This window comes from Parabacteroides sp. FAFU027, from assembly GCF_022808675.1.
In the GTDB taxonomy this organism is placed as follows: domain Bacteria; phylum Bacteroidota; class Bacteroidia; order Bacteroidales; family UBA7332; genus CAXXIC01.
Map to the genome: position 1 here is coordinate 67,525 of NZ_JAKZKV010000010.1, position 15,282 is coordinate 82,806.

6 protein-coding genes are annotated in these 15,282 nt (G+C 41.6%); all 6 read left to right on the forward strand.

Annotated features, from left to right (window positions below; all coding sequences use genetic code 11):
* The first annotated feature begins 111 nt into the window (after positions 1 to 111).
* The 6 genes from MLE17_RS14535 (at position 112) to MLE17_RS14560 (ending at position 15,240) form a co-directional block, all read left to right on the forward strand.
* A complete protein-coding gene (locus MLE17_RS14535) occupies positions 112 to 1,815 on the forward strand; it encodes a hypothetical protein (RefSeq protein ID WP_243349440.1) in 1,704 nt (567 codons plus the stop codon).
* Between the two features lie 24 nt (positions 1,816 to 1,839).
* The gene (locus MLE17_RS14540; RefSeq protein ID WP_243349441.1) at positions 1,840 to 5,058 is read left to right on the forward strand and encodes a SusC/RagA family TonB-linked outer membrane protein; all 3,219 of its coding nucleotides are present in this window, start codon (positions 1,840 to 1,842) and stop codon (positions 5,056 to 5,058) included.
* Positions 5,059 to 5,085: 27 nt separating this feature from the next.
* Entirely contained in the window at positions 5,086 to 6,840 is a 1,755-nt protein-coding gene (locus MLE17_RS14545; RefSeq protein WP_243349442.1) for a RagB/SusD family nutrient uptake outer membrane protein, read from the forward strand.
* A 98-nt stretch (positions 6,841 to 6,938) separates the two neighbouring features.
* Positions 6,939 to 8,600 (forward strand): glycoside hydrolase family 43 protein, encoded by a 1,662-nt coding sequence (locus MLE17_RS14550; RefSeq protein ID WP_243349443.1) that lies wholly within the window; start codon positions 6,939 to 6,941, stop codon positions 8,598 to 8,600.
* 257 nt (positions 8,601 to 8,857) lie between these two features.
* Complete coding sequence (locus MLE17_RS14555) at positions 8,858 to 13,165, forward strand: two-component regulator propeller domain-containing protein (protein ID WP_243349444.1); 4,308 nt, start codon at positions 8,858 to 8,860, stop codon at positions 13,163 to 13,165.
* A gap of 110 nt (positions 13,166 to 13,275) precedes the next feature.
* Complete coding sequence (locus MLE17_RS14560; protein ID WP_243349445.1) at positions 13,276 to 15,240, forward strand: alpha-L-arabinofuranosidase C-terminal domain-containing protein; 1,965 nt, start codon at positions 13,276 to 13,278, stop codon at positions 15,238 to 15,240.
* Positions 15,241 to 15,282: the final 42 nt, after the last annotated feature.

The following is a 15,282-nucleotide window of genomic DNA, read 5'->3' on the forward strand; positions in this document are numbered from 1 at the left end:
AAGACAACTTTCCAAATCAAGAAATAACGGAATGTTGGTTGTATGCCTGACATCCCGGATATATTAGTACAAATAACACTTAAAATTAATTCTATGAAAATCACTAAACTAATGAGGTGCGTTTTATACGTACTTTTCGCATCATTTAGCTTAGTTGGGTGCGATCAATTGGGTAGTTTTTCAATTGACTCCCCTGCTGACTTGCTAAGCAAGATCGATTCAATTGCAAATTCTAAACCGAACACAGGTGACACAACCTACGTCACCATCAATAACGCAATCGTTGGAAACGAGGATAACAGTTCCGGTTGGTGGACTGCATTCTCTGATTATTTCGCCATCCCATCTAACAAGTTGTTACATTTGGAGTTTATCAACTACGGTTCAGGTGCTAATAACTGGAACAACTGGAATCTCGCTGTTACTAATAATATAGCAGATCGATCTTCCACAGACTATAAGGAATACTTCCTGCTCCGCTCTGATGCTTACGGCTGGGGTAACAGTGATTTTAATTTGAAAATGATTACCCAAAACTATCCTGACACAGATGGAGACGGTGATATCTGGAATGACTTCCGTAAAACTATGCAAGGCGCCCGTGTTTCTATCGATATTGACCATTCTGCTACCGGCAATGTATATGTAACAGCCACTGCCGTTGGGACTAATGGTACTACGCTGGTCGAAACATATCAACAACCGGTTTCTGCCACAGATGCCATAAATGCTTTCTTAGTTTGTGACGGTAGCCATTTCGTGATGAAAAAAGCATACCTAATACCTTCGAAAGTTACAACGGTCGTAGATGCTACTCCGGTTTCAATCTCTGTTTCGGGAACTCCTACATTTGTTGAATTAGGTAATAAAGACTACTGGGGCAGTGCAACTGCAACTGTTACATTCTCTGATGGATCTTCTAAGGTGGTGGATTCTAAAGATATATCCTTTAATGTTGTTCCTGATATGACTACTGTTGGTAAGAAAACAGTTATTGTAGCATATAGTAAAACCAAACAAGGGGCGTACACTCAGGCTGTTTCAACCTTTTACTCACTGGATGTAACTCTATCAGTTACAGCTCTGGAGGTTACAACAGCTCCTACCATTACGAAATATTATTTCTACAACAGCGACCCTATTATTTTCAATACAGCAGGTCTTGTTGTCACAGCCACCTATTCCGACGGTTCAAAAGCCGTTATTCCAAACTCAACGCTTACTTTTGGAAAGATAACTGCTGCTGCAGGTTCTCAATCGGCTGACATTTCTTATGCGGGTGCATCGAAAACAGTTACTACAACTTGTCCGTTAACTCTTGTGAAAGGTGCAAGTCAGGTAGGAAATACAGATTTCTCTTCTGCCTGGTGGACGGCATTCTCCTCTGATTATAATGTTGCTTCAGGTTCGAGCAAGACAATTACAATGTACTGCTATTCTGACAATGTTTCAAACTGGCACAGCCCATGTGTCGTTTTGCGCAAATCTACCGATACCAAAGCTGTTGGAGATCCTGTTAATGCTACGTTTGATGCAGTAGTTCGCATGGACAATTATGGATGGGGCAGCAGAGGTTATAGTACAGCCACTCTTACATCTGACTGGAATTGGAGTACATTCACATCAAACATCAGTGGATCAAAAGTAGTGATTACAGTTACAAACAATGGTAACAATACAGCAGATGTACTTTACAATGTTACATATGCCAACGGCGAAACTCATACCCAGAAGTATGCCGGTATCACTGTAGACAGTTCTGATTTGAATTGTGCTCTCGTAACAGAGGAGTCATATCTCGTAATTACTCAATAATCACTAAGATAAAATCTATATACAATGAAATATTCATATTTATTCCTCTTAGGATTGCTGGCGTTCTCACCTGCGACATACGCAGAAAGTGCAGGTAATGCCGGCCAGATGTCAATGACTCAACAAAGTAAGATCACCGTAAAAGGAAAAGTCGTTGACGATAAAGGAGAACCGCTTATTGGAGCTACTGTGCAGCAAAAAGGCACAACTACCGGTGTTATCACCGATCTGGATGGAGAGTTTTCTCTTGCTGTACCTTCAGGTGCTACGCTGGTAGTATCATACGTAGGATGCAAAAAACAGGAAGTAAACATTGGTAGTAAGACTAAACTCGGAAGCATTACCCTGATTTCTGATTCGAAAGAGCTAAACCAATTGGTAGTTATAGGTTACGGTACACAGCGTAAGGTGGATCTTACCGGCTCGGTTGCCATTGTCAATACGGAAGAGATGAAAAAAGTATCTCATTCTAATATTTCTACCATGCTCGAAGGAAAAGTTGCAGGTGTACAAATTACATCTGACGGACAACCGGGGGCAGACCCTTCTGTGCGTATTCGTGGTCTTGGAACTTTTGGTTCAACTTCACCGCTATATGTTATAGATGGAGTGCCTATGGGTACAACTATACGTGACTTCTCTCCAAATGATGTTGAAACTGTACAGGTTTTAAAAGATGCATCTGCTGCTGCAATTTACGGTTCGCGTGCGGCTAATGGGGTGATAATTATCACGACCAAGCAAGGTAAAAAGAACCAACCTATGAGAATCGATTATAGTGGTTACACTGGTTTTGACAATGTTCAAAAAGGTGTGTACGATGTAATGGATTCGAAACAGTATGGTCAGTATATAGACATGTCTTACGCTAACAGTAACATGAGTGTTCCCGGTGGATACGATCCTACTAATGCGAACTATTTGTACAATGCTGATGGCAGTGCAAAAGTGAATACAGACTGGTTCAAAGAAGCATTCAAAACAGGTATTCGTCAGGATCATAATATTAACTTGTCAGGTGGCGGAAACAACAATACTTACAACATTGGGCTTGACTATTTTAGCCAAAAGGGTACTATGGAAGGCGCCGGTCCTAACTTTGACCGTTACACTGCCCGTATTACCAATGCTATGGATATTAAGTTTGTAAAACTGAAATCGAATCTTGTGTATAGTCATAGTAAACAGGATAATATGGCACTCAGTAATGCTAACGAATATGTGCAGGGGCTATATGGTGCACAATATCCGGTAATGGCTTCTGTTCTGCTTTTACCCCCAACTATTAAGGCTTACGATCCTTCGACCTGGGTGCTTGATGGAAAGCTTTCGGCTGCATCCAATTATACATACGACTCGTATGGATATGGTACTTATTATGACGATGTACATGGTGACTTACGTGTAACTAATGTACTACTGGAAAATAATCTGATTAAGAGAAATACAACAGTTGACCGTATTGTAGCTACAGGATCGGCTGATGTTGACCTTTTTGACATGGTTGGTCGTAAAAATAAAAATCACAAATTGGATTATAATTTGAATTTGTCTTATAGCCGAACTTATGTTAAAGGACTATCATTCGTTCCTTCGTTTATACAGAGTACAACCAATTATCTGGCAAAAGGCGATGAAGCACTGAATGAATATTATAACAGCAGTAGTGATGCTCTGGTCGAGAATACGTTAACCTATGATGGTAAAATGGGGCTTCATCACGTTAATGCAGTGATTGGTCATACATTTGAGCACGATCTCGGTCACACACTCGCTGGTTGGGGTAAAAGTTTGTCAGAACCTTATTATCTGCAGGTAGGCAATGCTGAGTCGAGGGATGCCTCTAGTTCTGAATGGGAACATAAAATGTCCTCTTATATCGGTCGAGTCAATTATGATTTCAATGAAAAATACCTGATTTCGTTATCGGCACGTCGCGATGGTGATAGCCGTCTTTCTGAAAGACGTTGGGAATGGTTCCCGGCTATATCAGGAGGTTGGCGCTTTGAACGCGAAAACTTTTTCCCGGAATTTGCGAAATCATCTATCAATCTCTTCAAAATCAGGGGTAGCTATGGGGTATTGGGGAATACAACTAACCTTGGTAACTATGATTACATGCTAACGATGTTGAGAAATAACTATACTTATAGTTTTGGAAATAATAAAGTTACCGGTTCTTCCATTTCTACATATGCTAACACAGCTATCAGATGGGAAAAGAAGAAAACAATGGATTTTGGTAGTGATATTTCTTTCTTCAACAGTCAATTGGAATTTAATTTTGACTATTATAAGTCAACTTCGGAAGATCTTCATTATGGAGTTAGAGTTCCACCAAGTGCAGGTGTTGATAATACAACTGTTAATATGAACGCAGCAACTATGATAAATTCGGGTCTTGAATTCGCGTTAGCATACCATAATCACAAGAATGATTTTAAATATGACATCTCGGCAAACTTCTCTACCCTTAAAAATAAAGTGACAAGTCTTGGGGTTTTAAATGAACCTCAAACTGATGGATACTGCCGTACAGAGGTAGGTCGGGAAGTGGGGTCATTCTATGGTTATGTTTCAGAAGGTATTTATCAGTCTCAATCGGAAGTTGACAACCGGGTTAACTCGAAAGGTGCGCATATTACTCAAAATGGAGCAGTGGCAGGTGATATAAAATACGCCGATCTCAATAATGATGGAACAATCTCAGATGCTGACCGTACATATCTGGGTAGTGGTATGCCAAAGGTAAATTTCGGTTTAAATTTCCGTGGAGAATGGCGAGGTTTCGATCTGAGCATCTCGACTTATGGTGCTGCCGGTTTCAAAGCGTTAGATTTTGTTGATATGACTCTACATAGCTCATATGGCGCACTCAATAAAAGCGTCGATATGTTAAATGCCTGGACACCTGATAATACAAATACAAACATTCCCCGTGTAGCATACAAAGTGACTCCTGGAGCTTCGATCACCAACGATGCATTCAGCCAGCGATTCCTTCAGAACGCATCATATCTGAAAATCGCTAATGTTGAATTGGGCTACAATTTCTCTGACAAATTGTTTGGTAATTACATTCACGGGGTTCGTGTTTACGCATCAGGTCAAAACCTGACTACTTTGACTAAGTATAAAGGTTACAATGTGGACTTCGCTGGTGGAACATTCACTCCGGGTTTCAACTATTGTTCGTACCCGACACCTCGAACAGTGATGTTTGGACTACGTGCTTCTTTCTAATTATATCATCTTAAATGAAAGTATCTTATGAAAAATATAAATAAAATTCTTACTATATTGGTGTTGGCTGCAAGCTTGACTGCTTGTAACGAAAACCTGGATATTACGAATCCGAATAGTCAGACAACTGCAGATTTTGGTAAAACAGAGGCGGATCTTCAGGATGCGGTTATTGCATGTTATAACCGTATTCGTCTAGAAGGTACATTTGCACGCGTTGGTTATACATTGGATGCTGTACGTGGTGATGAAGTCTGGAACTCATCTCAGCAGTGGTACATTGGATATGACAACCTAAGTGCAGCGGCTACTGATGAGATTGGTAATTTATGGCCTTGGCGCGACTGCTATCATGTGGTAAACCGCACAAATTATGTATTGTCTAAAATAGATGTTGTTAAGATGTCAACTGACTCTTATAATCAGATAAAAGGTCAGGCTCTTTTCTTACGTTCATTGGCATATTATGAACTGGCAACCTATTACCAGACAGTTCCATTGATCACAGACTATGCCTCTTATTCGAACATTAATACCATGTATGCTGCGAGTAATACACAAGATGAAGTGTTTGACCAAATCGAAAAAGATCTGACAACAGCAATGCAAATCTTGCCATCGCGCAGTAAAGGTGGCGAATGGGCTAAAGGTCGTGCTACATGTGGTTCTGCAGCCGGATATCTGGCCCGGGCAATGATGTTCCGTCACAAATATACCGAAGCTTATGCCGTACTGAAAGACATCATTGCCGGTAAATACGGATCTTATGGACTGATGGCTGACTATGGTGACAACTTCAAAGAAGGTGCGGCTTACGAAAACAACAAAGAGAGCCTTTTCGAAGTACAATTTATGGACTATGGAACAGGTGGTACCGACCAGGAATGGACTCCGGTAAACATCAGTTCGCAAGCTACTCAGGGGCATGCAGTAGAGAGCAACTACGCTTCGCAACAATTGGGCAGCTGGGGCGACCTTGCAGGATCCCCCTGGTTATATAATCTGTTCAAAAAAGAAAATTGTACGGATGGCCGTCTCGATCCTCGTTTATATTGGACATTGGTTACCTACGAAAGTGATTATAACAATTACAAAGGTGCAAAAACTGCGGCCTATCCGAATGGTGACCCTCGTTGCAACACCGTTTATCAACAAGACATCACCACAACTCCACTTTCGAACACCTCACAAGGTGGTATATCCATTGCTAAGTTCACAAATGCCAGAACTAATATTTACAATGCGATTACTACCGGTTTGCATTGTGGAATCAACCTGCGCCTGATGCGTTATAGTGATGTGTTGTTGCGAGCTGCTGAGTGTGAAAATGAAATCAATGGTCCAACCCAGGCTGCGATCGATTATATCAACCTCGTACGTCGTCGTGTTGCTCTGGCAGACCTCAAACTGTCTGACTTTCCAACTAAAGATGCTCTTTTTGAACAAATAGCAAATGTGGAGCGTCCGAAAGAATTTGGTTGCGAAAACGGACGTGGTATCGACTTACTTCGTTGGGGATTCTTCTACACTACAGATCGGTTGAATCAGTTGGTGGAACATGGTTATTATAAGCTCGATGGTACTGCCAATACTGATGAGCTTACAGCCGCAACAGCCAGCGCTTCATCGTTCCAGTCCTTCAACAAAGGACATGAGTATTTCCCAATATTACAAGCAACACTAGATGGAGATCCGAATCTTGTAGGAAACTCGGCAAACAAGAATGAAGATAACGGACCTGCATTCTTAGCTAAATGGACTGTTCACCCTGTTGTAAAATAGGAATCATTTTCTATAAATAGAGGCTACCTTATCAACGTATTCTTTATATGTTGATAAGGAAGTTCTGGTATCTGTCATTTACTTATTATTTTCTTATCATGAAACTAAAGTATTTCCCGATTTTATTAGTCGGTATATCAGCTCTATTATTTGTAGGATGCAAAAAAGAAGAACCAACGACAAACGGTGGTACAGACGGAACCGATACCGTATTCAGCATTCCTACCTACGCTGATGATTATTCCTCCATATCCTCTTGGTCAAACCGGAACAAGTGGAATCTGGCTAATGTTCATGATCCATCAGTAGCCTATTATAATGGCTATTACTATATGTATGGCACTGATGCTTCATATGGTAATGCTGCTGATGGACACGGACATTTTCAAGGCAAACGTTCAAAAGATTTAGTTAACTGGGATTGGGTAGGCGGGCCTTTTTATAACCCGCCCTCCTGGGTAGCTGATTCGCTCAACGCTATTCGTTCGCGTATGGGACTGGCTGCCATTGCTAAAGATAAAATAGAATACGGCTACTGGGCACCGGTGGTACGCAAGGTCACCGTCGGAGGAAAAGTCATCTTGCGGATGTACTACAGCATAGTTATCTTTAACTATATTAAAACCGGGAACTCCAGTTCAGCCAGTTTTGATGGTAGCTGGACTGAGCGTGCTTTTATAGGCATGTGCGAATCGACTGATCCTGCAGGAGCTGTGTGGACTGATAAGGGTTTTGTTACCTGTTCGTCATCCGATCGTGGCTTAAATTACAGTCGGGCCAGTACATCGGATTGGAGTGCGTATTTCTACTACAATGCCATCGACCCAACCTATATAGTAACACCGGAAGGTAAACATTACCTGATACATGGTTCATGGCATAGCGGCTTTGCATTGTTGCAACTTAATTCAACAACAGGAAAGCCCCTCAATATACTAGGTAACCCATGGGCAAGTAGTACCACTGAGCTTACAAGCCGATATGGCGTCAGGGTTGGTACACGAACAGCTTCTTCGCGCTGGCAGGGCAGCGAAGCTCCCGAAGTAATCTACAAAGATGGTTATTACTATTTGTTTATGGCCTACGATGGCCTCGATGTACCTTACAACACACGCGTGGTGAGAAGTACCAATATTGAGGGTCCGTACTACGACATTACCGGACGCAACTTTACCGCCGGAGAAGGTGACTGTTACCCGATCGTAACACATCCTTACAAATTTAACCTCAGTAACGGTTGGGTGGGGATATCGCATTGTTGCGTATTTCAAAAGAATAATACCAACGAATGGTTCTACATGTCGCAAGGACGATTGCCTGCCGGCGTTAATGGCAATGCATACTCCAATGCTCTTATGATGGGACATGTTCGTCGTCTGGTGTGGTGTCCGGCTTCTACCACTGAACCTAATAACCTTTGGCCAATCGCATTGCCCGAGCGTTACGCTGCTGTACCCGATTACGGTACGATAACCAAAGACTCACTGGTAGGAACCTGGCAACACATAAACCTCAAATACAGCTATGCCACACAGGATGTTGCCACTGCTTTAACCCTTAATGCCGACGGGACTATGTCGGGAGCACTGACCGGTAGCTGGAGTTATGATGCGACAAAAAAACAACTAACATTGGGAAATGTGATTGTTTGCGTTGAACGAGAGGTGGATTGGGAAGCTACTCCACGCCGGGTAACATTTGTGTATGCCGGAACTGAAAAGAATCTGAATGCGACTTATTGGGGCAAAAAGAATAGATAATTCTAACCCCCAACTTTTATCAAAACGACGATCATTAAGCTGATAAGAAGGGTTAAAGAGGGTGTCCATGAGAGGATTGGGACGCTCTCTTTTCCTTTTTATATGTAGGTTGTTTCAAATCAGAAGCAATTGGTGCTATACATAAGTCAGGTATCATAATCTGTTACAAAAATATCCTCACCAAATAACTATAAATCCACTATATTGCGCATTTATTTGTCTAAATTTGTATCTACCTTAGGTCTGATGATATGAAGATGAAGTTCAGAATAATTTTAATCCTTTTCGCCATTACCGGTTTGCTATCGGTAAAAGCGCTCCCCTACAAGATAAATTATATAACAGCCGACAATGGATTGTCCCAGAATATGATTGACCATATCTTCAGGGATAGCCGTGGTTTTATGTGGGTATCAACCTGGAATGGACTGGATCGGTATGACGGTTATGAATTTGTCCATTTTAACAGCCGGAATGCAATAAACTCATTACGAAATGATAATGTGCATTGTGTGGAAGAAGACCCTCAGGGAAATCTTTGGATTGCTACAGAAACCGGGGTTGATTTTCTTGAATATCATTCCGGTAAGATTATCCATTCAGAGCAGAAGTTAGGTAAGAAAATGCCTTTTGACAATAAGTCAGTTACTTTTATCCAGAAAGATGAGAATGGTGATTTATGGATTGGATATGATTCCGGACTAGCTTGTATTCATTTTACCAAAGACGGAAAAATTAATGCAGAAGAAGTTTATAGGAGTGAATCCTCAATCAATGCATTGCTAATTCAAAACGGTAGTCTATACATCGGATACAACAATGGAGTATTCCGATTAGTCAAAGGCTCCAACGGTAAATATAACCGGGTGAATGCAGGTGAGTCACTCCGGCAGCTTCAACGCATTGTAAATACTTTTTTTTATGATAATGGAGTGATCTGGATCGGTACCACTTTAGGTCTTTACAAATATGATCCGACAACTGAAAACCTCATTGCTTACGTAGCTAAATCAGGTGACTCGAATTCATTATCCTCCAATTTTATAACCGATATCAAGAAAAATAAAGATGGCCAATTATTAATCGGTACCCTCATAGGGTTGAATATTTATGATTACAGGACAGATTCTTTCTCTCATATTCTTTCTGAAAGTAATCAGGATGGTGTCTCGCTTAATAACAACTTCGTCAATTGCATTTTTCTTGACCATCAGGCCGTATGGGTTGGTACGGAAAAAGGAGGAATAAATCTTCTGGTACCGGATCAAAAGATATTCACCAATTACGTTCATTCCCCATCAGACCCGGGAAGCGTTTCCAAAAATCCGGTGAATGCCATTTATGAAGATGAAGCCGGAACCCTATGGGTAGGAACCGTGGAAGGTGGTTTAAATGTGAGAAAAAAAGGGTCGACTGGTTTTATTCACTATTCTGCACAGGCCGGAAATCCGGGTACGTTGAGTCATAACACTGTCAGTTATATTTGCCGGGACTTCAAAGGCGATTATTGGTTTGCTACATGGGGTGGGGGGATTAACCGTATGAAGTTGTCTGATAAGGAAAATCCCAGATTTCAACGATTTATGTACAATCCGGCTATTAAGACCGGAATTCAGAATGATTTTGTTGCTACAATGATCTCTGATTCTAAGAATCGGGGACTTTGGGTCGGTACGCGTGAAGGTCTCGACTTTATGGATATTGAATCGAATCGGTTTGTTCATGTACTGAGTTATCTGCCTGACAGTAAAAAGATTCGCTATAGTACTGGAATGTTTATTGATAGCAAAAACCGGTTGTGGATTGGTACCGGAAACGGATTGTTTTGCATTTACCTGAATAAGACAGATATTAAGCACAATAAAATAACTTACCGTCATTTCCACTATCTTTTATCGAATCCGTCCTCCCATCGTATTGAAAAGATCAACTGCATTCATCAATGTAAAAACGGAGAGCTGTGGTTTGGTAGTAACGGTAATGGTTTGTACCGTTTGGATGAATCAGAGGGTCGGCTCACTTTTCATAATATAGATGAGCTAATGGGCTTATCTGATAATGTGATTTATGGAATCCTGGAAGATGAAACCGGGACTTTCTGGTTAAGTACTGATAAAGGATTGTGTGCATACAATCCTGATAAAAACAGTTTCCGTAGTTTCAATACTTCGGATGGATTGCGTTCAAACCAGTTTTACTGGAATGCTTATTGCAAGGGGCATGATGGTAAAATGTATTTCGGACATGTGAGTGGATTGACTGAGTTTGATCCGCTTAAGACGACTCCGGTTGCAGCCCAGAATAGAGCTTCTATTACCCGTATTAAGGTTTTGAATGACGATATCTTCCCTGCCAATCTGAAACAATCGGGAGAGCATCTCTTTTTTGAAGGCAACTTTTTATCACACATCGAGCTTAGAGAAGCGGATAAGGCTTTTAGCTTCGAGTTTTCAGCCTTGTCTTATATTTTTCCTGAGAAAATCAAATATGCCTATCGACTCAAAGGGTTTGATAACGAATGGACTGAGGTCTCTTCGGATCGCCGTTTTGCCAGTTATACAAACTTAAAGGCCGGAAAATATTCTTTTGAAGTTAAATGCACCAATCCTGACGGAACCTGGTCAACGGATATCACTTCTCTAAAGATTAGTGTTGTTCCTCCGTTTTATAAAACCTGGTGGTTCCTGATATTCGTGTTTGGACTCCTCATCTATTCAGCCTATAAATATTACGTATATCGTATTCAACAGCTGAAAAAACAAAAGATTCACCTGAAACAGATGATCGATGAACGTACCCGTGAGATTGAGTATCAAAAAGAGGTGCTTGAGAATCAGGCCAAAGAGTTGCAGTTTACACTCAAAGAGTTGATTGAACATCAGGATGAAATTTCGCGTCAGAATGAGGTGCTGACTCAGCAAAATGAGAAGATTACCCGTCAGAAAGAACAACTTGTGGATATGGCTAAAAAGGTACAAGAGGCAACCTTGGATAAAATTGCCTTTTTTACCAATATCACCCATGAGTTTCGTACTCCGATCACCCTGATCATGGGACCGGTAGAACGTGCTCTGAAATTGAGCCAGAATCCGGCAGTACAGGAACAACTCCAGATTGTACAACGCAATTCAAAGTTGTTGTTGTCGCTGATTAACCAGTTGATGGATTTCCGGAAAGTGGATTCCGGCAAAATGGAGATTGTCAAGACCCAGAATAATTTTCTTGATTTTCTCGATAATCTGATTTTGCCTTTTGAAGAATTGGTAAAAGACAGGGGAATTGTGATTCGCAAACAGTATCGGATTGAACAACCGGAATTCCCTTTTGATCCCAATAATATGCAAAAGGTGATAGGTAATCTGCTGTCAAATGCGATTAAGTTTACTCCGGACAAGGGAATAATAACGGTGATCGCCAGCACCTATCTGGATAAACTGGACAAGAAAGAACGCCTGTATGTGGCGATTAAAGATAATGGAAAAGGGATTCCGGAAGAAGACATAGAGAAGGTTTTCGACCGTTTTTACCAGTCCAAACAAAGTGAAGCGTATGCCGGTTACGGACAAAGCGGTACCGGTATCGGGCTTTACCTATGTAAACGATTGGTACAACTTCACAACGGTAAGATTGAAGCTCGAAACAATCGTAACGGAGGAGCCTGTTTCCGTTTCTTTATCCCGATCGAACGAGGACTAACAACCGTAGTTTCAGCCGATGGGAAGCCAATGCAAATGTTAGTGGCCAACCCCAATATAGAAAAAGAGCAACCGCAATTTGAGATTTCCAAAGGGAAGCCGGTATTGCTCATTGTTGAGGATAACGCCGATATGCGACAATACGTGAAATCTATTCTCGACGCTGATTACAATGTGCTTGAGGCTGCCAACGGAGCTATTGGCCTGGAACTAACAAACCGTTATCAACCTGATTTGATTATCAGTGATATCATGATGCCGGTCATGGACGGGCTTGAATTTTGCAAAAAGGTAAAATCCAACTTTGTGACTTCACATATTCCTGTGATATTGCTTACGGCTAAATCAGCAACAGATACGCAAATAGAAAGTTTTAATCAGGGTGCAGACGCTTTTTTGGTGAAACCTTTCAATGAAGACCTGCTTAAGGCAATGATTCAGAATCTGAATGATCGTCGCCAACGGGTGCAGATGCGATTTGCCGACAGCATGGACACCGGAGCGTTGAATATCGCCGAGGAGTCGCAGGATAAGAAGTTTATGGATAAAGCGCTGAAAGTAATTAAAGAGAATTACACTGACTCAAATTTTGATGTAAGCGAGTTTATCGAAGCAATGGGAATCAGCCGAAGCCTGTTGCATAAGAAACTCCAGAATCTTGCCGGACAGTCAGCCAGTCGTTTTATCCGGACATATCGTTTGAATGTCGCTCGTGAATTGATCGTGAAAAACCGGATTAATCATACGCTTAATATTTCGGAAATTGCCTATGAAGTAGGATTCAACGACCCCAAATATTTTACACGTTGCTTTACCAAGCACTTTGGCGTTACGCCAAGTTCCTTCCTTGATGAGGGTGCGGAAGCCTAATGTTGAATGATTTTCAATGCAATCTGAACGAATAGTTGTTCAGGGTAAAATCTTTTATGTTAAATTTGCGAACACGTTTTACAGATAAATCTGATTTAAAATAGACACACATGAAACACAATCTCAAAAAGACGTGCCTCACGGCATCGCTTGCATTCTCTACATTGCTGGGTTTCCAGCAGGTAAATGCTCAGGAGTACAATGTACAGGTCGATACCAAAAAAGTGGGTTCGCCGATTCAGAAAACAATGTACGGTATCTTCTTCGAAGACATCAACTTCGGAGCTGATGGTGGTTTGTACGCCGAGTTGGTGAAAAACCGTTCGTTTGAATTCGATCACAACCTGGTCGGTTGGTTGCCTTTCGGAAACGTAAAAGTGATGAATACCAATCCTTGCTTTGACAAAAATCCGAACTATGTACAGATCAGCTACGACAAAGAGCTTACCGGAAGTGGCTTGGAAAATGAAGGCTTTGCCAAAGGTATGGGGATTAAAGCCGATGAGACTTACAAATTCTCTGTATATGCCCGTTGTGTCGAAGCGCCGGTTAAGCTGAGAGTTCAATTGGTTAATTCGCATAGTGACATAATGGCATCTACAGAGGTGGAATTTTCCGGTAAGGAATGGAAAAAGTATTCTGTAGAGCTGAAATCAAGATCAACTGATGCGCACAGCAAACTGCGTTTGACTTTGGTGAACAAAGGAGTGGTTGATTTGGATCATATCTCGCTTTTCCCTTCCAAAACATTCAAAGGACGTGAAAATGGTATGCGTGAAGACCTTGCTCAGGCGTTGGCTGACCTGCATCCCGGAATCTTCCGTTTCCCTGGCGGTTGTATCGTAGAGGGCACTAACTTGGCTACCCGTTATCAGTGGAAAAACACCATCGGAGCCGTTGAAAATCGCCCAACCAACATCAACCGTTGGAATTATACTTTCGGAGATAAAAAATACTTCGATTACTATCAGTCATACGGTCTTGGTTTCTACGAATATTTCCAGTTAAGTGAAGATATTGGTGCAGAACCGCTTCCGGTTTTGAGCTGCGGACTTTCCTGCCAGTTTGAAAACCACGATCCTAACGAAAACTGTGCAGTAGATAAGCTGCAACCTTTCATCCAGGATGCATTGGATTTGATCGAGTTTGCTAATGGTCCTTCAACTTCTAAATGGGGAAAAGTGCGTACCGATATGGGACACCCGGCGCCATTTAACCTGAAATTCATCGCAATCGGTAACGAACAGTGGGGGCCACTTTATCCGGAACGTCTGGAGCCATTCCTCAAAGCGATTCGTGCTAAATACCCGAACATCAATGTCATCGGAACTGCCGGTCCAAGTCCTGACGGTAAAGACTTTGATTTTGGCTGGAAAGAGATGAAACGACTGAAAGCTGATTTGGTAGATGAACATTACTACAAAGATCCGCAGTGGTTCCTCGATAATGCTAAACGCTATGATAATTACGATCGCAAAGCTCCAAAAGTTTTTGCAGGAGAATACGCTTGCCATCCGAAAAACAAAAAGAACGACTTCGAGGGAGCTTTGTGCGAATCAGCTTTCATGACCGGATTTGAGCGTAATGCTGATGTGGTAAAAATGTGTACTTATGCACCGTTGTTTGCTCATGTTGATGCATGGCAATGGCGCCCGGACCTTATCTGGTTCGATAACCTGAAGAGCGTTAAGAGTGTAAACTACTACGTACAGCAGCTTTACGGTATGAATGTTGGTACCAACGTATTGACCACTACATACAACAATGGACCTTTGGCTGGTCAGGACGGTCTTTACGCTTCTACAGCTTTGGATAAAAACAAAATGGAGATCATTGTGAAAATAGCCAATACGTCGAAAGAGGTTCGTAAAGTGAAATTCACGCTTAATGGTCTGAAAGCAGCTGAAAGAAAAGGTACGCACACCATTCTTACATCTGATAATATAGATGCTGAGAATACTTTGGATAAACCAAACACTGTAGTTCCGGCTACCAAAGAGATTTCTGTTTCAGGAAATGCTTTGCAGGTGGAATTGGCTCCTCAGTCATTCAACCTTTATACAATCAAGCTTTAATTCAATAGGTAGCTATCAATATTTTTGCCCGATTTGTGAATG